We start from the raw sequence: 20,328 nt of genomic DNA, 5'->3' as shown, positions 1-20,328 counted from the left end.
CAATGGCATATAACGAGATTGACTGGAACGCTGTCTGGAAGGAACTGTACGACGAGAATATGTGCTGCCGCGGCAGCGGCGAATGTGCCTCAATCTGGGAATCGCAGGGGAAAGCGCGCTCATTTCTGAAGCAGTCCAGGGAGAACCCCCATCGAATCCGCCACGTAATTGAGGCTCTGCCAATCGAGCGCGGATCGCGGGTGCTCGACATCGGGGCGGGGCCGGGAACCCTGGCGGTGCCGCTTGCAGGCGTCGCCGCACACGTCACCGCCGTCGAACCGGCAACGGGAATGGCGGAGGTGATGGCCGAGTATGCCGCTGAGTCGGGTGTATCGAACCTCACGATCGTCCGGAAGCGCTGGGAAGATGTCGACCCAGCCGTAGATCTCGAAGGGCGCTACGACGTCGTCATCGCGTCCTACTCCCTCGGGATGCCGGATATCCAGGCCGCGATCGAGAAGATGTGCGAGGCCTCCTCGCGGTGGGTCTACGTCTTTTGGTTTGCCGGAGCGACCGCATGGGAACAGGCGATGGTCGACCTCTGGCCGAAACTCCACGGCAGGGGATTCCGGTTCGGGCCGAAGGCCGACGTCCTCTTTAACGTCCTCTACTCGAAGGGGATCTACCCGAACGTGGAGACGATTCGGGGGGAACACGTCCGCAGGTTCGTGGATCTCGATGTCGCAGTCGACGAGTTCCGGGAGCAGTACCGGATAACCTCCCCGGCACAGGAGGAGGTTCTCCGGGAGTACTTCTCCGGGGTCCTCTCGACGAACGGGGACGGCCTCGTGCACTCCGGGATGATGACCCGGATGAAACTCTGGTGGGAGGTCGACGGGTGCCGGTGAGAGAAGGGCGCCTCTTGGCCGGTGCCGCCCTCCTCCTAGCGGTCCTGCTGGTCATCTCCACGGGATGCACCGGAGCGGAGCAGTCCGGGGAAGGAACGGGCCAGGGACCCGATGACGCCGGATACCGGACGGTCGTCGACTCCCGCGGGGTCGCAGTGCAGGTGCCGGAGAAGATCGAGCGCGTCGTCACCGTATCCGACGGCATGATAGAGGGAACGATGACGTATCTCGGGACACAGGACACTATCGTTGGAGTGGGTTCATCCTGCCTTCAGAGGAACTTCGACTATGAATTCCCAACGATCCATGGAGAGTCATACTGGTATCGTGATGGAATGAATCCGGTGACGTACCTGAACCGCCGGATCATGGAACTCCCGCGTATTGCCGAATCCGGAGCAGCAATCAACTACGAATCCCTTGTATCGCTCGATCCGGATGTAGTTATCCTGCGGGTCGGTTCATGCACCGCCCGGCACATCGATGACGAATCCGTCACAAAAACAATTTCGACCATTGAGTCGCTAGGCATTCCTCTCGTCGTCGTCTATGGCCCCCCTGCATTCAAAGATCCTGATCTCACGAAGATATCCGATGAGATCATGATTATCGGGCAGGTCTTTGGAAAGGAGGCGAATGCTTCGAAACTCGCAGGGTATCTTGAGGAGCAGGTCAGTCTCATCGATGAGCGGACGAGAGACATCCCGCTGGATGAGCAGCCGCGCGTACTTATCTTAGGGCTTTCACCCACCGCAAGAAACGCAGGAGGCGCCGGACAGGTCTTTGGCCTTGACACCATCGAGTCGTACTTCATCGAAGAGATTGCCCATGCACAGAACGCCTTTGCAGAACCCGGATACTTCAAGACGGTCTCGGCAGAGCAGATCCTGAGCATCGATCCGGATGTCATCGTCCTCTGTACGGCAAACGGGTACCATCCGCCGGAGGAACTCTACTCGGCGCCCTATTACCAGAACCTGCAGGAACTCAAGGCGGTGAAGAACAGGAAGGTCGTTGCCTGGCCATGGACACCCTGCAACTGTGCTAAGCGCCTTGAATACCCGATCGATGTGATGGTGATCGCAAAGGCGGCGTATCCGGAGCGGTTCGCCGACATCGAACTGTCAGAGTGGCTGCTGAACTTCTACAAGAACGTCTACGCCGTGGACGACGAGACCGCGAAAGCCCTCAGATCGGCACAGTGGATGGACTGGTGCGTGGAAACGTGTCCGTCATGCGGGTGAGATGGCAACGCATTCTGCTTTGATCACCGGTGTTGCGGCGTCATCTGTATCACACTTGCTGGCGGCCGCCCTCTGTACGGTGGCCATCTCCGTAAATCCGAACGGTTTGATCATGGCAAAGACGGTCAATCCCAACCGATTTGCGGATATCGACCTACAACCTCAAAAAACGCAGCAAAAATCGAAATTCAGACAATGAAACGGAAGTAAAGAAAATGAAGATCGCTATTTGTGGAAAAGGAGGCAGCGGGAAGAGCACGCTCGCTGCCCTGCTCGCACGTGAGTACGCACGGCGGAACCGCCCTGTGCTGGTCGTCGATACCGATGAGTCGAACCTCGGACTGCACCGCCTGCTCGGGACGGACGCACCGTCCGACCTGATGAACTACTTCGGGGGCAAGATGACCGTGGGAGCGAAGATCATGGCGGCGATGCGGGACAAAGCATCTGTCAACCTGATCGAGGGGGCATGGACGCTCGACGACCTTCCGAAGGACTATGTCGCCGAAGGCCACGGTGTTCGGCTCGTCTCCGTCGGCAAGATCCACGATGCGGGAGAGGGATGTGCATGCCCGATGGGGATGCTCGCCAGGCAGTTTCTTAAAAACCTTCGCCTCGGTGACAACGATGTTGTTATCGCAGACACCGAGGCGGGGATCGAGCACTTCGGCCGCGGAATCGATCAGGAGGCCGACGTGATCCTCATGGTGCTCGACCCCTCGTTCGAGTCGCTGCGGCTCGCGGAGAAGATTACGGGAATGGCGGAAGGGATCGGCGTCCCGCTCTACTATGTGCTGAACAAGACGGATCCGACCATGGTGGCCCGGATGCGTGAAGGAGTTGCGGACCCGTCCCGGATCGTCTGTGAAATCCCGCAGGAACCCGGTATTCTCGAAGCAGGTCTCGGCGGACAGGCGTTGACGGATAGGCATCAGGCCATCGGCACACTGGTCGAAGTGCTGGAAAGGCGGTAAACGCTACAGCATAATGCTGAGATTCAAATTCAACGGATGTAAGAATCATGCAACTATCACCGCACAAACGCGAAAACGTCCTGCCGCTTCCCGTGGTGCTCATCTCGACGGTCTCGAAAGCCGGGATCCGCAATGCCGCACCGTGGGGGAATATCACACCGATCCTCCGGCCTCTCGACGAGATTGTCCTTGCCTCATGGCTGCGGCGCGATACCCTCGACAACATCAGGGAGACCGGGGAGTTCGTCGTCAACGTGCCGCCGGCCACGATGGTCGAGGAAGTGATGATCTGCGCCCGGAACTTCCCGCCCGAAGTCGACGAATTTGAGGAGGCAAAACTCACTCCCCGGCCTTCGACCGCCGTCGCGCCGCCCGGCATCGAGGGATCGATCGCCTGGATGGAGTGCCGGCTCGTCGAGGAGATCACGAGGGAGAAGTATGCACTCGTCATCGGAAGAGTCATTCATCTCGAGGTGAACGACCGGTATGCCACCGCCGAGGGCAACATGGACCTCGATGCCGCCCGGCCCCTCTGCATGGTCTGCGGCAACGACGAAATCAGGTTCACCTACCCCGTCGATGCGGGACGGTTTGCGCCGTATTCCGAGATGTTCATCCGGAGATCCTGACGGCCCCTCGCTGGCGGATAAGAACGAAGAGCGACGATAGCCCGCAAACATCCGGTTTACAAGGAGAATGCACATGAAAACACACTCGATAGACTGGAATACCATATGGAGAGAACAGCGGAAGCAGCACCACGAGGCGAACCGAAATTCAACAGACGCAAGTTTCTGGGACGCAAAAGACGCGGCCCGCAGGTTTTACAGGATGGCCCAGGAGAACAACGGGGAGCGGGTCGAAAAGACCCTCAGAGACATGCCCTTAATCCCTTCGTCACGGGTGCTCGACGTCGGGGCGGGGCCGGGAACCCTTGCCATCCCCATAGCCAGGCAGGTAAATCACGTTACGGCGGTCGAACCCTCGGAGGGGATGCGATCGGTGTTCGATGAGGAGCTAGCAGCGAAACGGATCGGCAACATCGATGTAGTGCCGAAACGGTGGGAAGACGTCAGCGTGGCAGACGATCTCAGCCCGCCGTACGATGTCGTCTTCGCGTCGTATTCTCTCGACGTCCCCGATATCGAAGAGGCCGTCAGGAAGCTGGAAGAGGCGTCCTCCCGGTACGTCTACATCTACTGGTTTGTCGGTGAGACATCGTGGGATGCGATGTCGCGGGAACTCTGGCCGCATCTCCACGGCTCGCCGTATGTCTCCTCCCCCAAGTGCGACATCCTCTACAACGTGCTGTACTCGATGGACATCTATCCGAACATCGAGACGTCCCCCCTCCGGCACATCAACCGGTTTGCCGACCTCGATGAGGCGGTCGACTACTTCGCGCCGAGGTGCTTCGCCGTGACCGGAGAGCAAAAAGAGGTGCTCAGGCAGTGTCTGGAATGGTATGTCAGACCCGAAGGGGATACCGTCGTCGTGCCCGGGGATTCGACCAGGGTGAAGATCTGGTGGGAGAAGGCGAATTCGTAGCCCGGCCGGAAGAACCTGCGATCTCATGAGCGGGAAAGAGATTTTTATGCCGGCCTGCAACGATTGCGCTCTCTATCCGAAGAAAATTGCGATCGACGAGGAATGCACCGTCAACGGTCCCGTTCCGCCGACCGGGATGCCGGGAGGTGCCCTTCCGGGGCGTTTCGGCCACGGAGGTGATGTCTTCGCAAGGTTCGAAGACCCTGGTGCGCCGGAGGCTTGATGACATGCCCGCATTCACGCGGGTCTGGATGCTGCCGGGAGCGGATGTTTTTCGCGCGACTCGATACCCGGGGTCACGCCCGAGGTTGAAGAGCGATTACCGTGCAGCAGAAAGCCGGGGCTCCGGCGATGCAGCTGGATTGGTCCGCCTTCGAAAGTATGAGAAATAAAGTAAATAAATAAGATTAAGTATGAGTTCAATTAAAAAATTTAATACTTGAAAGGGGAATTGCGGGCGGACGCCTCTGTCCTTTCCGCCCAACAGGCCCTTTCTCCGGTATCTTATGTAAGGTGATTCGAGAATGGACGTGACTCACGATTCTTTTGGACCATTGATCGCCGCCTCCCGGTCTCTTCTCCGGGACTATAGAGAATTCCTGCTCGCTCCCGGCACGATCTTCACGCTTGCTAGCGGCATCCTCCTGTTGATTGCTGTCCTATACCAGGTCTCCGGTCTCTTTACCGATGCTGCCTCGGAAGCCTACCTCGATTGGATATACCTTGCAGCCGCTCTGGTGGGATCTTCGTTCATCTGGTACAGCGCCGTCCAGGGGATCCGCGAAGGCGATTTCACCGCCGACATCCCGGTCTCCCTTGCAACAGCCGCAGCAATTGCGATCGGGGAGTACTCCGCTGCTGCCGTTGTCGCCGTGCTCCTCCTTCTTGGCGGGATGCTTGAAGAACTCGTCGCTGCCCGCGCCGACCGGGCCCTGGACGCACTTGCCCGGCTGCTGCCCGACCGGGTGACCGTCCGGCGCAACGGCAAAGACCTTTCCCTTCCCACTGACGAGCTGGTTATCGGTGATCTTCTTATCGTGCGTTCAGGAGAACGGATCGCTGTCGACGGGGAGATCCTGTTTGGGGCGGCTGCCATCAACCAGTCGGCGATCACCGGGGAGAGCGTGCCGGTGGAGAAGCAGAAAGGAGATACCGTCTTCGCCGGCACCCTCAACGAAAACGGAGCGATCGAAGTCCGTGCGACCCGGGTCGGGACCGAGACCACGCTCGGCCAGATCCGCAGGCTCGTTGTGGACGCCCAGGAAGAGAAAGCGCCCGTCGAGCGGGTGCTCGATCGCTACGCAAAGCTGTACACGCCGGCCGCTATTATCCTGGGACTGCTGCTGTGGTGGTGGAGCGGGAACGTCCTGCAGGCGATCACCATGCTTATCGTCTTCTGCCCGTGCGTGATCGTCCTCGCGACACCGACGGCACTCGTCGCCTCCATAGGGAATGCTGCGCTCAGGGGTAGCCTCGTGAAGAAGGGGGCAACCGTGGAGACGCTGGCGCAGGTCGATACGGTGATCTTCGACAAGACCGGAACACTCACGCTCGGGGAACTGCGGCTCGTCGATGCAGTTCCCTTCGATGACGTACTCGAGACCAGCCTGATAGGATATGCCGCGTCCGCCGAGAAGTTCAGCGAGCATCCGATAGGCAGGGCGATCGTGCGGGCTGCCGCCGAGCGGGAGATCGCCGTCCCGGACCCCGAATCCTGCGAGTTATTGACGGGGCTCGGCGTGAAGGCCGGAATCGAGGGGCGGACGGTCATGCTCGGGCGCCCGAAACTCTTTTCGGATATGGGGATCGCCCTTCCCGAGATCACTCTCCGGGAAACCAGTGCAAGAACCCGCGAGGGGAAGAGTGCCATCGTCGTGATGATTGACCATGAGGTAAGCGGCCTCCTGGTCTTTGAGGACACGCTCCGGGAGCATGCACAGGAGGCCGTTGCCGCCCTCAACCAGGCAGGCATCAGAACGGTCATCGTAACGGGCGACAACCGGGGAGCAGCCGACAAGATTGCAGAAGTAACCGGGATCTCCGAGACACACACCGAGATGATGCCGGAGGAGAAGGTCGGAGTTGTGAAGCGATTTCAGGAAGCAGGGCACCGGGTGGCATTTGTCGGCGACGGGGTGAACGACGGGCCGGCGCTCGCGACCGCCGACGTGGGTGTGGCGATGGGGAATGCCGGCACGGACGTCGCCATCGAGACCGCGGATGTGGTACTGTTATCAGACGAGCTCCTCAAACTCCCGCATCTCATCGGCACATCACAAAAAACCCTCCGGACCATCCGGCAGAACCTCATCTTTGCCGTTGGAGTCCTTCTCCTTGCCGTGTGCCTTACTGTCTTCAACATACTCACGCCAGTGACCGGGGCGCTCCTGCACGAACTCTCTTCAATTCCGGTGATTGCCAACTCGGCACGGTTGATCGGGCTGAAGTGACAACCGGTTCATTTTTCAGGTTGCTTCGCGGGATCGGGAAGTCTTAAAACGTGCCGGGGGAATCCCCCGGCAAAAATGCTGGGACGAAACGGCCCTATCCCATCACTTCGGGCAGTCGATCTCTTCCGAGTAGGGTTTGATATCGAGGACCGGCGTCCCGTCGAGAGCTTCCAACCCCCTGACCCGGATCCTCCCGCCCTGGATCTCGAGGACATCGACGAGCGAGAGGCTGATCGGGTTCGGCCGGTTGGGAGAGCGGGTCGCAAAGACGCCATGCTCCACCGGGTTGTGCGGGGGCGTCACCCGGAGGACGGTCCGGTCGGACCGATCAAACCAGCAGAGCACGAAGAGGTGCTTCTTCTCATCTATCCTGAAAAGGCCGGGAAGGTACCGTTCGTCGATGACGATCTCAGCCTCGGTATCGGTCAGCCTGCCCTGCCGCGGGGCGTCCTCCTTCTTTTTATACGGCGAAGAGACGTATCCGATTGGGGCCAGGTCGACGTTCATGGGCTCCCCCGCCCGGCAGTGATGCCCGGGCGGGTACACCCGCGACACTGGAAATCCGACAGCAGTACATCGATCTTCGTGATCTCAGTCAGTTGTTCCATGTTTTTTCTCCAGGATCAAAAAGTGGTGGTGAAGGTGATTCCTACCGCCTGCGGGCGAGCAGTACAAGGGCGCCGCCCCCGAGGACTGCCGCAACGACAAGAATTCCGGGGAGCGGGGCGGCAGTCGCGGCCGGTTTGGTCGCTTTCGCTGCCGATGCACCCTGCGCCGGGGTGACCAGGCCCTTGTTGTAGCGGATGACGTCGGGGAGCGAGTCGACGCCCGGGAGCGACTTGGGGAAGTTGGTGAAGATGACCCGCTCTACGGGTATCCCCGCGTCGATGAGAGCTTCCTCAAGACCCTTTGCCAGCTCTCCCGACTGCATGTTCTCGATGACGTACTTCACGTCCCGGTATTTTTCGGGATTCTTCTGGATATCGTCGACAACGGCTCGCGGAGTGAATTTTCCACCCTGGTAGAACTCCGGTGCAAAGATCGAGACCTGGTTCAGCCCGAGCCAGCCGACCGCTGCGTCCTGCTGCCATACCATCACCACGACATCCTGCCCGGGGATCGCCTCCCGCTCCTCCGAGGTGAGATTCGCGGCGTCGATCTCCGCAAGGTACTCGTCCAGCCGCGCCTCGTAGTACGTCCGGTTAGCCGGGTCTGCAGCGATCAGCCATCCCGCCACCTCGCGGGAGAGGTCTGTTGCCCCCGACGGGGTGTTCCAGATCATGGCGGGATCCGCGAGGGTCACCCACTCAACCGTGCCGTAGTTGTTGGCAGTCATGAAGTCGGCAACATACGGCATCACATAGGACTGATCGACCGACCCGTTGTGGGCAACGAAGAGGTCGGCATCACGGATGAACTCCCTCTGCAGCTGGATACGGTTCGGGATGATGTCCGCCTGCATGTGCGGGCAGATGGTAGGATCGGCGATGTAGATGGCTTCGATCTTCTCCCCGCCGATGTGCTGGATGGGGTCCCAGAGAACGGTGGTGGTGGAGACCACGCTGAGGGCATTCGCTCCGGATGCTACAAGTGCCAGAGCAATCAGGAAAAAGATGATACGAATAGGTTTCATGATGAGAATAGTTGTTACAAAAGTCTTAAGTTTTTCGAAACGTAATGCGCCGCCGGGGTGAGAGGAGCACCGCGGCGATGAAGACGACGGAGAAGAGAACGGCGGTCAGGGGAGCGACCGGAAGGGAATATTCAAGCCCGGCAAGGGCGCCGGATACGCTGATCACCGCGGCTACCGTCGGGGCGGCCACGAACATCGCGGACAGTCGGCTGCAGAACTGAAGGGCGATTGCTGCCGGGGTGACCAGCCAGACGTAGAGGAGGAGGCCCCCGATGATGGGGAGGCAGAGGGCGACGGTGAGCGCAATGACAAAGAGCATCGCGTAATAAACCGGTTTCACCCGGATCCCGACCGACTCCGCGATCCTCCGGTCAAAGATGATCGCGGTGATCTCCTTGTAGAGGACGACGATAAAGGCGATCGCAACGATGCAGATGACTGCGAGGAGGTATACCTCTTCGCGGTAGAGGGAGATGACGTCCCCGAAGAGGAGGCCCATGGCGGAGAACCCCTGCCCGAGGGTCTGCATGTAGGCGATGAAGAAGATGGCCACGGCCATGCAGATCCCGAACAGCAGCCCGAGCGACGTATCGGGAGAGAGCCGGGCCTTATCCGAGAGCGGGCCGATAAGGAAGGCGACGCTGACGCCGGCCACGATGGAGCAGACGGTCGGATTGAGGGAGAGGAACATTCCCACCGCCGCACCGGCAAAGGCGGCATGAGCCATCGTAAACCCGATGGAGGAGATCTGCACCTGGGTAATGATCACGCTGAGGATGGCGCAGGCGACGGAGGCAAAGAGCATGGCCTCCACAGCATGGCAGACGATGTTGTTTGAAATGATGAACTCAAGCATGCGAGGGCCCCTTTCCGGCATTCCGGACGACCTGCTCTACCTCTCCCGGCGAACACTCCCGGCTGACCACGATCTTCCCCTCCTGCATCACCACGACCCGCACCTGCCTCTCGGGCAGGTCATCGAAGGCATGCGATACGATCAGCACCGTTATCCCGCTCCCGACCAGGCGGGCGAGGAGGCGGTTGATCTCCTCCCGGGCGAACATGTCCAGGTTGGAGAAGGGCTCGTCCAGGAGGAGAATTTCAGGGTTGCGGGCCAGGTTCTGGGCCATGAGCACCTTCTGCTGCTGTCCGCCGGAGAGCTGTCCGATGGGGCGGGAGGCGAGGTCCTCGATGCCAAGCAGGTGCAGGGCTTGTTGCACCGCTGCGTAGTCCTCCTTGCCTGGTTTCCGGAAGAGTCCTATCGTGCCGTAGCGTCCCATCAGGACGACCTCCTCGACCGTGAACGGCGTGAGCGGGTCGAAGGCGAAGTTCTGGAGGAGGTAGCCGACCCGGCACCGCACCCGCACCCCGTCTCCCCGTACGTTCTGCCCGCACACGACGGCCTTCCCGTGGGTGATGGGGAGCATCCCGTTGATGGTTTCGAGCAGCGTGGTCTTCCCGGCCCCGTTCGGGCCGCCTATCACCACGAACTCGCCCTTCCCTACCGAGAGGGAGATGTCCTGCAGGGTGGGGCGGTCCGCCCCTTCGTAAGCGGTATACACGTTTTCAAGCCTGATGACAGGCTCCGGTGAAGTCATGGCCCTTCAGGACGAGGAGAGTTCGAAGAGTTCATCGTCGCGCATATAGTACATCTCCTCGGCCACGGCTTCGATCGCGGCCTCGTAGTCCATATCCCGCCCGGGGAGGGGGAACGGGCGCGGAGTGACGGCGATCCGTCTCCCGTCGGCTTCAAAGGTGCAGCTGACGGTCTCCGAAGAGATGATCTCGATGTTTCGCTTCCCAAGCGTACACCCGCTCCCGAGCTGGACGCCGTCTGCCAGGCAGGACTGCGGGGGCACCCCGGCACAGCGGATCTCGGCTTTCATCCGGAACGGATCGTCACAGAAGGTACCTCGTACATACTTTCCGATCCGGTACCCAAGGACGATATAAGGCCCCAGGTGACCGTGGAACGCGGCAAGGTCGGCTACGGAGAAGTCATTTTTGATATTATAGTATTTGCAATGGCGGTGGGTCTCTGCATCCATGGAGTATCGTCTGTAAAGATAATATTTAATAATTGTTTATTCAGACTACGTATGAAATAAGCGTCGCTATTTCTCATCAAGGTCAGGTGTTTTTCCAATGTACAACCCGGAACGATCATACAGGACGGCTGGTGAAGGATGACCGAAACGCACCAGATCCATGGAGTCATGGATGCGGAGGATTACGACCATCTCGTCAGGGCCATTGTTCCCGGCCAGCCTCTCCTCCTTGCCACCATCATCGATTACCTGCCTCCCCACCCACGGCGGATTCTTGAACTTGGCTGCGGGACCGGGATCCTCACCACGATGGTTCAGGAAGAGTATCCCGACGCGGAGATAACCGGGATCGACCTCTCCCCGGAGATGCTGAAGACGGCAGCGGCAAAACCCGATCTTGCCGGGGTCGAGTTTCTTGCACAGGATCTGCGGGATGCATGGCCGACCGATCGCTACGATGTGATCGTCACCTCCCTCTGCCTCCACCACGTCTCAAAGGAGGACCGGGTTATGGTCGCCCGCCGGGCCTTGCAGGCGCTTTCGCCGGGAGGCCGGTTCATCTGCGGGGACATCTTCCGGGCCGGAGACGACCGGGAGGAGCAGATGCAGAGGGAGATCTGGTGCCGGGGCATGGAACAGCAGGGAGTTCCCGGCGACGTCATCCGGGGAATGGTGGCACAGCGGGAGAAGCACATGTCTACGTTCACCACGGTATCAGAGTTCCGGGAGATGCTGGTGGAGTCGGGGTTCGGCCATGCGATTGTGCCGTTCACCTCAGGCTTCGTAGGCCTGGTGGTGGGGTTTGCAGGAGAACCTGAGGGGGTTTGATGGGAGATAACCTCCCATCCTTCTGCATTTCCCGCCCGTGCCCGCGGACACTTGCATGCCACAGGCAGAGGCCGCCGTACAATCCCGGGCCTGACAGGTGCATGCCTCCTGCCGTGGCCCCGGATTTGTCCGTGATACAAGAAAGCGGGAAAGCACCGCTGTCCAATCATTCAACCGTCTGCCCGGATACGACTCCCATCTTTTCCGGCCGTGCAACCGGAAGCAGTCGTGCACTGGACCCCAGACAATAGGGTGCCGTCCCGTGACTGCCTCCGGGAAAGAAAAAGGAGATTTGGATTGGACGTGCAGTGGAACGCCGGGACGGACATGAGTTGAGGCGATAGATACATGCTGTCCGAAATATTCAGAGGGTGCATCAACCCTCTGACATAAGTATTACTTTAATAAATAAAAATATTACTATTTGTGTATCGGTTGTGAAATGGTAATAACCGTGCAGGAATGGCTGCACTTCCCTTGACAACGCCCGGGGAGCGCGGCCGCATCGGGCTCTCTGCACCCCTCGTACGGGCCGGCCGCCGGAGCAACCGCCGCAGTCGAAAACAATCAACGTTAATACTCCTCCGCACCATCGGATAGTTATATGAAGGATCCCCGGCACATCGCCGGTTTCCCTGTTCTCAAGGGGTTCAAGACTGTCCGTAAGGAGGGAGAAGCGGCATGATGGCTGCACCCTACGTGCCGGAGCCGCTGCCCCCGGCCGGCATCGACTGGGAGGCTCATATCCCGCAGATAGCGTCGGCGAACCGCGCTCTCGCCCGCTACGACGGCATCCTCCAGGCGATCCCCAACCCCGAACTCCTGCTCTCGCCGCTCCTGACACAGGAGGCGGTGCTCTCCTCGAGGATCGAGGGGACGCAGGCGTCGCTCGAGGACGTCCTGCGGTTTGAGGCGAACCCGCGGGAGCGGATCAACGACAGGGCCCTTGCCGACATCCAGGAGATCATCAACTACCGGGAGGCACTCACCGTTGCGGTCGACGCCCTCAAGGCTCGGCGACTGGATACCGGCCTCGTCTGCGACCTGCACCGGGTTCTCCTGGCCGGCAGCCGGGGCATGGACCGGGAGCCGGGGTGCATCCGCACGATCCAGAACTTCATCGGGCGGGATGCGCATATCGAGCACGCGATCTTCGTCCCGCCGGCGCCGGCGGATCTTCCCGGGGCGCTCGCGGACTGGGAGGCCTACCTGCGCAATGAGGAGGAGAAAGATATCCTCGTCCAGCTCTCCGTCCTGAAGGCGCAGTTCGAACTCATCCACCCGTTCTGCGACGGCAACGGGCGTATCGGGAGGATGCTCGTCCCGCTGATCATGTACGAGAAAGGGCTGATTGCAAGCCCCATGTTCTATATCAGCGCCTACCTCGAGCGGAACCGGCCGGTCTACTACGAGCGGCTGCTCGCGATCTCGGGGGACGGGGACTGGAACGGCTGGATCAAGTTCTTCCTCCACGCTATCGAGGAGCAGGCGGGCGCAAACGGCCGGAAAGCAAAGGCAATCCTCGATCTCTACGACGAGATGAAACGGACGGTGCCGGAGGTGACCCGCTCGCAGTACACGATCACCGCGATCGATGCCATCTTCAAGACACCGATCTTCAGTTCGTCCGAGTTTTACGACCTGTCGGCGATTCCGAAAGAGAGCGGGGCAAAGATCCTCAGGGATCTGGAGGAGAGCGACATCATCCAGCTGGTGCAGAAGGGAAGGGGAAGAAAAGCGAGCATCTACATCTTCCCGCACCTGGTCGCCATCACCGAGGGAGACCGGTTGTGAGTGCTCTGGTATCTGCAAACACATTTGCGTGTATTAAAACCCCGATCTGATACACACAAAATATCTTGCGAGTACCGGGATATACACAAACACGTCACGGAGGCGGTTGTGGGTCATTTACGAAGAAAACAGGCAGAAGGCCCCCCACTTTAGTGGGGGGATGAATGCCGTCCATCGATAATCATATTACGCACCGTGGCGTATAAGACTATAATGCGTAAGGCATGTCGGTATCGACTCTATCCCTCAAAGTCTCAGACGACTCTGCTTGAGCAGACGCTTGAGATCTGTCGGTGGGTCTATAACGATACGCTCGCATTGCGAAAGAACGCCTGGGAGCAGGAGCAGCATTCTCTCTCTCTCTACGAAACCAACAAGATCCTGACACAGTGGAAGAAGCAACGATCCGATCTGAATCGGGTTCATTCTCAGGTCCTCCAGAACGTTCAGGTTCGAGTGGATCTTGCCTTCAAATCGTTTTTCAGGCGCGTAAAAGCAGGGGAGACCCCCGGATATCCTCGGTTCAAGGGGAAGGGACGATACGATAGTATCACGTACAAACAGTCCGGGTTCAAACTTGACGGGGATCGCCTCCACCTCTCGAAGATCGGAGACGTGAGGGTCGTCCTCCACCGTCCGGTTGAAGGGACGATCAAGACCCTCACGATCCGGCGGTCTTCGACTGGAAAGTGGTATGCCTGTTTCTCGGTTGAGTACGATCCCCCTCCCCTCCCACAGAAAGAGTCGGTCGTCGGGATCGATGTGGGTCTGGAATCCTTCGCCACTCTCTCGAACGGAGAGAAGATCGAGAATCCCCGGTTCTTCCGTACCGACGAGAAAGATCTCGCCAGGGCGCAGAGGAAACTCTCGAAGGCAGAGAAGGGCACTCCTGAACGGAAGAAGGCCCGGAAGATCGTCGCGCACGTTCACGAACGGATTGCCAACAGACGGCTCAATTTTGCTCACCAGACCTCCCGTTAGCTGGTGGATCGGTTCGGTACGATTGTGTTCGAGGATCTGAATATCACAAATATGCAGAAGAACCACCATCTGGCAAAAAGCATTGCAGATGTTGCCTGGAATATGTTCATCACGATCACGGAGAGCAAAGCGGAGGATGCTGGCTCACGCGTGATCCTGGTCAACCCCAGAAACACCTCGCAGATATGCTCCAGATGTGGGATGATCGTCGCCAAGACACTTTCCGATCGCGTCCATTCCTGCCCGCATTGCGGGTTGGTGATGGATCGCGACCAGAACGCGGCGATCAATATTATGAGATTGGGACTGCAATCTCAGGGGTGATATCCCAAGATGCCCCCGACTTCAGTCGGGGGAGCAGTCACGATCCACAACGGAATTTGTGGGACACCGGCGACGCACAACGGCCGGCCGCCGGAACCGGGGTCTGCGGCGCGGGGATGGCGGCATGAGCGTGGCAACGGGAAGACCGAAAGCGAATCTTTTCGATCCCGGAAGATAGAGATTTACCATGCATGAAGAGACGGCCGCGATGCTCGACCACGCCAGAGCAGCGCTCCCGGAATCGGGGGCGCACGGGTTCGACCACACCGGGAGGGTCGTGCGCCTCTGCGAGACGATCGGCGCCCGGGAGGGAGCGGATATAGCGATCCTCATCCCGGCCGCCCTCTTCCACGACATCGCCCGCCCCCTTGAAGAGGAGACAGGCGTTCCCCACGAGGAAGAAGGAGCGCGGATGGCGGAGTCCTACCTCCGCTCCGCCCGCTACCCCGAGGATTGCATCCCGGGCATCGTCCACGCCATCCGTGCGCACCGGTACTCCTCGGGCATCGCCCCCGGAACCCTGGAGGCCCGGGTGCTCTCCGACGCGGACAACCTCGACGCGATGGGCGCGGTCGGGATCGCGAGGACGTTCATGCAGGCCGGGGAGCAGGGACGGGGCATTGCGGATGCGACCGCTCACTTCCATGACAAACTGCTGAACCTCAGAGACCGCATGTACACAAGGACCGGCCGGAGGATCGCCGAAGAGAGACACGCACATCTCGTGGCGTTTCTCGATGCACTGGACGGCGAGATGGGTGGCCGAATCCTCCAGGATGTGTAATAGAGGGAATACCCCCGGCACCCTCACGCATCGGAACAGAACCGCAGCCCCACGATCCCCGATACGATCAGGAGGATACAGAGGAGGCGGAGGACGCTCCTTGATTCGCCGAAGAGCACGATCCCGGCGATGACCGTTCCGACCGCCCCGATGCCCGTCCAGACGGCATACGCTGTCCCGAGCGGAAGGCCGGAGAGCGAGCGCGAGAGGAGGTAGATGCTCCCGGCCATGACAGCGAGGGTCGCCACCGACGGCCAGACCTTTGTGAACCCTTCGGTATACTTGAGGCCGAGCGCCCAGCCGGTCTCCAGGAGCCCGGCAAAGAACAGGGTTATCCAGGCTGTATTTTGCATGATTCCTCTTTTATTTGGTCCGGAAAACGTTATACTTTGTCCGACCGGAAAACCATACGGACCACCCGCATCCGTCACGTTTAACATGGAAGAATGCCCTCCCGGAAATCCAAAGGAGGTATAGAGAGTGGTGAAAGTTACCATCGACAGGGAGGGATGCACCAGCTGCGAATCGTGCTGGACACTCTGCCCGGACGTCTTTGAAGAGGATCCAAACGACGGCCTGAGCTCGATCACGGAGAAGTACCGGGTCAGCGGCAACCCCGCGGAGGGCGAGGTGCCCGACGACCTCGTCGACTGCGCTGTGGAAGCCGCCGACGCGTGCCCGGTCGCGGTCATCATCGTCGAAGAATGAGGCGTTCCGGGCGGCGACACGGGTATCGGCGCCGAACAATTGTTATTCTCATGGCTGGACAAGAACTATAATCTTCGAGAGCTATGAGGCGGTTTGCCTGGGAGAGGAATCAACCAGAAGGTGCCTCACCATGATGCAGCCGTTCACAGGCCCAGGCGGTTAAGGCCTGAGAACACCAAAACGCTGCACCCATGGACCGAAGAGCACCCCGGACACGATCCCGCCTCCCGGGCACACCAATTCTTCAGACTCACCGGGGTAGTCCTGCCACATCGACGAGCGCTCCCGTGCCGTCGCTCTGGCTCTTCGTCAGAATCGAGAAGTTCCCGTTCGTCTCGAGGACGATCGAGTGCACGCTCTCGAGGGATGCGACACCCTCCGACCGCAACGCCTGCCGGATCTCGCTCTCGACGATCCGATCCCGCCGCATCGCGTCGTGCAGGAACTCCGCGTCATAAAAGAGGAGGCGGGGCTCCGACTTCACTGCCTTCTGCACCCTCTCCGACCGGACGGACGACCAGGAGACGGCGTATTGCAGCACGACCAGGATGCCGAGGGCGAGGACACCCTCTGCAAGCGAGACATCCCTTGAGACGATCGTCGAGGCAAGGATCGAGCCGACGGCCACGTTCACGATGAAGTCGAAGGCGTTCATCGACGAGAGCGTCCGCTTCCCCGAGAGGCGGACGATGATCACAAGGGCCACATACGCGCATACCCCGACGATCAGGACCCGCACCAGAAAGGCAGGGTCACCGAAGAAGATCTCCTGCAGGAATCCGGACACACCGTCGGTCATACTGGAGCCGCTCTGCACGGAGGATACATTAACCCTTTCCGTGTAGGGAAATATCAAAAGAGGGTTTGTTGAAACTCCTTTTTCTGGGGGAATCGTCCCTGGAACAGACTCTGCTCTGCAGATCGAGCCTTGTCACGATTGCAGTGGACGCATAGACCGATTTTCCAGAACGTTTGCGCGAGTCGCACCAAACGGTGCTCACACTCTTTGTATCTGGTAATTTTCTGCAGTCACGCTGACACGGATTTCAAGGGATATCGCCATTTGGGGGAGAGGCTGACGGGGAGGGGGCATGCCCCCCTCCCCTGTCCCCACCCCCCACGGCGATGGTCCCACGATCCACTGTAACATGATACTTCCTTATTTCGATTGCGTTGTTGCTGACGAGGGAGACAGCAGTATGATCTCTAACGGGAGGAATTCTCCAGAGCAAAAAAAGAGGGTTATTCAGAACGCGGGTTTGCCCTTCAGCGCCTCGACGAGGAGCCGGATCCCCGCCTCGACGTCGGCGGCATCGACCACCTCGACCGGGGAGTGGATGTAGCGGGCGGCGATCGAGAGCGGGATGCTCGGGATACCGCCCCGCTCCAGGTGGATGATCGTCGCGTCGGTATTGCCGCCGGTGCCGACCTCGATCTGGCAGGGGATATCGTTCTTCTCCGCGGTCTCGCGGAGCCATGCGGTCATCCGCGGATCGGCCATCAGCCCGCGCCCGCTCGCGCTGACGAGAACCAGGACCGGGCCCTTGCCCATCTCGACGCTCGCGTCCTTCTTCTCGATCCCCGGGTGGTCGCCGGGGATGGTGACGTCGGTCGCGATCGCGCAGTCGGGGTTTAAGGAGTAGGCGCTCACCTTCGCGCCTTTGAGCCCCAGCTCCTCCTGGACGGTGAAGACGCCGTAGATCGTGTGCGGGGAGTCCGCCTGCTGCAGCGCCCGGATGAGCATCGCGACACCGACCCGGTTATCGAGCGCTTTCCCTGTGATGCGGGTGCCGGCAAGTTCCGTGAACTCGCGGTCGATGGTGATCGGGGTGCCGATCTCGATCCCGAGGTTCTTCACCTCCTCCTCGCTCGTCGCGCCCACGTCGACGAACATATTCTCGATCTTGATCTCTTTTTTGCGCTCATCCTCCTTCATGACATGGGGAGGCTTTGCGCCGAGGACGCCCATGACCGGGCCGTTCTTCCCGTGCAGGATCACCCGCTGGCAGTAGAGCACCGGCCCGTACCAGCCCCCGATGGGGACGACCCGGATGAACCCCTTCTCGTCGATGTACTGCACCATCAGGCCGATCTCGTCCATGTGGGCGGCAATCATAATGGAGAAGTCGCCGCCGCGTTTCACGGCAACCAGGTTCCCCATCGTGTCCTCACGGAACTCGTCGACCACTCCTGCAAGCTCCGCCCTGACGATATCCCTGATGCTTCCTTCACTGCTCGAGACGCCGTGGGCGTCGGATAACTTCCTGAGTAACTCTTTCACCATTCTTCTCTCACCCCATCAGTTCCCCGAGCCGCCCGACCGCACGGGAGAGGTTCTCCCGGGAGGTCGCGTAGCTGAAGCGTGCATATTCGGGCGCCCTCGTGCCGAATGCCGAACCCGGCACGATGATGACGCCCGCATCGATGGCCTTCTCGATAAGGTTTCGCCCCATCGGGACGAACATATAGAACGCGCCTTCCGGCCGGGGAAAGTCGAACCCAAGACCGGTCAGCCCGTCGTAGAGGAGGTCGCGCCTGGCGCGGTACTCGTTACGCATCCGCACGACCGGCTCCTGGTCGCCGGTGTATGCGGCGAGCGCGGCATACTGCGATATCGAGGTCGCGCACGCCTGGGCGTACTGGTGCACCTTGAGGAACTCCGGGATGTAGTCCTCGGGTGCCGCAAGGTAGCCGACCCGCCAGCCGGTCATGGCGTAGGTCTTGCTCGCGGCGTTGACGGTGATGACGTCCTCGCCGAACCGGGCCGCGCTGACGTGCTTTTTCTCGTAGATGAAGTGCTCGTAGACCTCGTCGGAGACGACGGTGACGTTACGATCGTTCGCATACTCCACAAGAGCGCGGATCGACTCCTCGCTCTCGACCGCACCGGTCGGGTTCGCGGGAGAGTTCAGGACGAAGACACGTGCACCGTCCATTTGCTCCTTTGCCTGCTCGACGTCGATGTGCAAGGTCGCGTCGAGCCCGACGCCCTCGGGCTTTCCGCCGGCAATGGTCGCAAGGGCGGCGTAGGAGACGAACCCCGGATCGGTGAAGAGGACGCGGTCGCCCGGGTCGACGAGCGCCTCCATCACGAGGTGGAGCGCCTCGCTCCCCCCCGCCGTGACCAGAACCTGCTCCGGCCGGCAGGTGAGGCTGTTTTCGCGCGCGAGTTTTGCGCAGATAGCCTCCCGGAGTTCCGGTATCCCGGAATTCGGGGTGTAGCCGGTTCTCCCCTCCCTGATAGCGCCGATCCCGGCCATCTTGATGTGGTCGGGCGTATCGAAGTCCGGCTGCCCGATGCCGAGGTTGATTGCATCCGGCCCTCCGGCTTCGAAGAGCTTGCGGATGCCCGACATCTCCACCCCACTGACCCGGTCGGCGTACTTATGTTTGTTCATAATACTCACTCAATGTTCGCGTGGCGGCACTGGAGGTCCTCGGGCCGGCACTGGGTGATCTCCATCAGCCGGGAGATGATCGCGTCCGCAAAGACCATCGCGGTCGTTTCGAAGATGGTGCCGAGCGGTGCAAACGATTTGTGTTCGCCCATCATCTGCCGGATCTCGAACTCCGCAGACTCGTCGGCCACCTTATCCCGCTGGCTCTCGATGATGACGATGCAGTCGGCGATACGGCCGATCCTCGAGTCCCTCTTCGACGTGATGAGGCAGATCCTCCCGCCGATCTCCTTTGCGGTCTCGGAGATATCCGCAACCGTCTTGGTCGCGCCGGATCCGGAGAAGACAATAATGACGTCTCCCGGCTTCATGGCCGGGGTCACGGTCTCTCCGACGACGAACGCGGAGAGCCCGAGGTGCATCAGGCGCATGGCAAATGATTTCGCTACAAGCCCGGAGCGCCCGGCGCCCATGGTGTAGATGCGGTTTGCGTTCAGGATCTCGGCGAGGAATGCATCGATCTCGTCGTCGGACATCACGTCCGCGATCGTCCTGATCTTGGTCGCCATCAACCGCATCATGTTTTTAACCGGGTGATTTGTCATCGTAGTTCCGCTGTTAGGTTTTACCAGATCATACATTAGAATATCCCAGCCGCTCCTGACGGAGTGACCACTCTCTTCCCCCGGGGTCTGTCGGAAACCGGGAGAGAAGGGGGGCGATCATTGCCGAAAATGGCGGCAAAATGCATCATCCCAGGGCAAAG

Annotated in this window: 21 protein-coding genes and 1 pseudogene; 12 read left to right on the top strand and 10 right to left on the bottom strand. The window is 60.1% G+C overall.

The window, feature by feature from the left end; genetic code table 11:
- Positions 1–2 precede the first annotated feature (2 nt).
- The 7 genes from FGW20_RS07455 to FGW20_RS07425 all read left to right on the top strand — a co-directional run bounded on the left by FGW20_RS07455 (position 3) and on the right by FGW20_RS07425 (position 7,064).
- Entirely contained in the window at positions 3–848 is an 846-nt protein-coding gene (locus FGW20_RS07455; RefSeq protein WP_301677460.1) for a class I SAM-dependent methyltransferase, read from the top strand.
- Positions 839–2,092 (top strand): ABC transporter substrate-binding protein, encoded by a 1,254-nt coding sequence (locus FGW20_RS07450; protein ID WP_301677459.1) that lies wholly within the window; start codon positions 839–841, stop codon positions 2,090–2,092. The genes FGW20_RS07455 and FGW20_RS07450 overlap by 10 nt, the downstream gene beginning before the upstream one ends.
- A gap of 1 nt (position 2,093) precedes the next feature.
- On the top strand, positions 2,094–2,291 hold the full coding sequence (locus tag FGW20_RS07445; protein ID WP_301677458.1) for a hypothetical protein: 198 nt from the start codon (positions 2,094–2,096) through the stop codon (positions 2,289–2,291).
- Between the two features lie 16 nt (positions 2,292–2,307).
- A complete protein-coding gene (locus FGW20_RS07440; RefSeq protein WP_301677457.1) occupies positions 2,308–3,066 on the top strand; it encodes an ATP-binding protein in 759 nt (252 codons plus the stop codon).
- Between the two features lie 47 nt (positions 3,067–3,113).
- Positions 3,114–3,695 (top strand): flavin reductase family protein, encoded by a 582-nt coding sequence (locus tag FGW20_RS07435; protein ID WP_301677456.1) that lies wholly within the window; start codon positions 3,114–3,116, stop codon positions 3,693–3,695.
- A gap of 73 nt (positions 3,696–3,768) precedes the next feature.
- The gene (locus FGW20_RS07430) at positions 3,769–4,614 is read left to right on the top strand and encodes a class I SAM-dependent methyltransferase (RefSeq protein ID WP_301677455.1); all 846 of its coding nucleotides are present in this window, start codon (positions 3,769–3,771) and stop codon (positions 4,612–4,614) included.
- Positions 4,615–5,138: 524 nt separating this feature from the next.
- The gene (locus FGW20_RS07425; RefSeq protein WP_301677454.1) at positions 5,139–7,064 is read left to right on the top strand and encodes a heavy metal translocating P-type ATPase; all 1,926 of its coding nucleotides are present in this window, start codon (positions 5,139–5,141) and stop codon (positions 7,062–7,064) included.
- A 102-nt stretch (positions 7,065–7,166) separates the two neighbouring features.
- Here FGW20_RS07425 and tsaA read toward each other — a convergent pair whose 3' ends face one another.
- From tsaA to FGW20_RS07400, 5 genes are all read right to left on the bottom strand, one after another.
- On the bottom strand, positions 7,167–7,571 hold the full coding sequence (tsaA, locus tag FGW20_RS07420; RefSeq protein WP_301677453.1) for a tRNA (N6-threonylcarbamoyladenosine(37)-N6)-methyltransferase TrmO: 405 nt from the start codon (positions 7,569–7,571) through the stop codon (positions 7,167–7,169).
- A 142-nt stretch (positions 7,572–7,713) separates the two neighbouring features.
- A complete protein-coding gene (locus FGW20_RS07415) occupies positions 7,714–8,697 on the bottom strand; it encodes a metal ABC transporter substrate-binding protein (protein ID WP_301677452.1) in 984 nt (327 codons plus the stop codon).
- Positions 8,698–8,722: 25 nt separating this feature from the next.
- The gene (locus FGW20_RS07410) at positions 8,723–9,553 is read right to left on the bottom strand and encodes a metal ABC transporter permease (RefSeq protein WP_301677451.1); all 831 of its coding nucleotides are present in this window, start codon (positions 9,551–9,553) and stop codon (positions 8,723–8,725) included.
- On the bottom strand, positions 9,546–10,295 hold the full coding sequence (locus tag FGW20_RS07405) for a metal ABC transporter ATP-binding protein (protein WP_301677450.1): 750 nt from the start codon (positions 10,293–10,295) through the stop codon (positions 9,546–9,548). Before FGW20_RS07405 ends, FGW20_RS07410 begins: the two co-directional genes overlap by 8 nt.
- Positions 10,296–10,301: 6 nt before the next feature.
- Positions 10,302–10,745, bottom strand: coding sequence for a formylmethanofuran dehydrogenase subunit E family protein (locus FGW20_RS07400; protein ID WP_301677449.1), 444 nt, complete (start codon positions 10,743–10,745; stop codon positions 10,302–10,304).
- A gap of 138 nt (positions 10,746–10,883) precedes the next feature.
- Between FGW20_RS07400 and FGW20_RS07395 the strand changes: the two genes are divergently transcribed.
- The 4 genes and pseudogenes from FGW20_RS07395 to FGW20_RS07380 all read left to right on the top strand — a co-directional run bounded on the left by FGW20_RS07395 (position 10,884) and on the right by FGW20_RS07380 (position 15,456).
- A complete protein-coding gene (locus tag FGW20_RS07395; protein WP_301677448.1) occupies positions 10,884–11,573 on the top strand; it encodes a class I SAM-dependent methyltransferase in 690 nt (229 codons plus the stop codon).
- A gap of 681 nt (positions 11,574–12,254) precedes the next feature.
- Positions 12,255–13,367: a Fic family protein gene (locus FGW20_RS07390; protein WP_301677447.1), complete on the top strand. Its 1,113-nt coding sequence runs from the start codon at positions 12,255–12,257 to the stop codon at positions 13,365–13,367.
- 213 nt (positions 13,368–13,580) lie between these two features.
- Positions 13,581–14,672 (top strand): annotated as a pseudogene (locus tag FGW20_RS07385) (RNA-guided endonuclease InsQ/TnpB family protein).
- Positions 14,673–14,859: 187 nt separating this feature from the next.
- The gene (locus FGW20_RS07380; protein WP_301677446.1) at positions 14,860–15,456 is read left to right on the top strand and encodes an HD domain-containing protein; all 597 of its coding nucleotides are present in this window, start codon (positions 14,860–14,862) and stop codon (positions 15,454–15,456) included.
- Positions 15,457–15,479: 23 nt separating this feature from the next.
- On the opposite strand, the gene FGW20_RS07375 is transcribed toward FGW20_RS07380, so the two are convergent.
- Entirely contained in the window at positions 15,480–15,809 is a 330-nt protein-coding gene (locus FGW20_RS07375) for a DMT family transporter (RefSeq protein WP_301677445.1), read from the bottom strand.
- 127 nt (positions 15,810–15,936) lie between these two features.
- On the opposite strand from FGW20_RS07375, the gene FGW20_RS07370 reads away from it, so the two are divergent.
- Entirely contained in the window at positions 15,937–16,164 is a 228-nt protein-coding gene (locus FGW20_RS07370; protein ID WP_301677444.1) for a ferredoxin, read from the top strand.
- A 250-nt stretch (positions 16,165–16,414) separates the two neighbouring features.
- On the opposite strand, the gene FGW20_RS07365 is transcribed toward FGW20_RS07370, so the two are convergent.
- The 4 genes from FGW20_RS07365 to hxlB all read right to left on the bottom strand — a co-directional run bounded on the left by FGW20_RS07365 (position 16,415) and on the right by hxlB (position 20,167).
- Positions 16,415–16,963 carry a DUF421 domain-containing protein gene (locus tag FGW20_RS07365; protein ID WP_301677443.1) on the bottom strand — a complete coding sequence of 183 codons (549 nt, stop codon included), beginning with the start codon at positions 16,961–16,963 and terminating at the stop codon, positions 16,415–16,417.
- Between the two features lie 447 nt (positions 16,964–17,410).
- Complete coding sequence (locus FGW20_RS07360) at positions 17,411–18,448, bottom strand: M42 family metallopeptidase (protein ID WP_301677442.1); 1,038 nt, start codon at positions 18,446–18,448, stop codon at positions 17,411–17,413.
- A gap of 7 nt (positions 18,449–18,455) precedes the next feature.
- Entirely contained in the window at positions 18,456–19,562 is a 1,107-nt protein-coding gene (locus FGW20_RS07355) for a pyridoxal phosphate-dependent aminotransferase (protein WP_301677441.1), read from the bottom strand.
- Positions 19,563–19,567: 5 nt separating this feature from the next.
- A complete protein-coding gene (hxlB, locus tag FGW20_RS07350) occupies positions 19,568–20,167 on the bottom strand; it encodes a 6-phospho-3-hexuloisomerase (RefSeq protein WP_301677440.1) in 600 nt (199 codons plus the stop codon).
- Positions 20,168–20,328 lie beyond the last annotated feature (161 nt).

This window comes from Methanoculleus methanifontis (assembly GCF_030464365.1).
Taxonomy (GTDB): Archaea; Halobacteriota; Methanomicrobia; order Methanomicrobiales; family Methanoculleaceae; genus Methanoculleus; species Methanoculleus methanifontis.
This window is presented reverse-complemented; position numbering and strand designations above follow the sequence as displayed.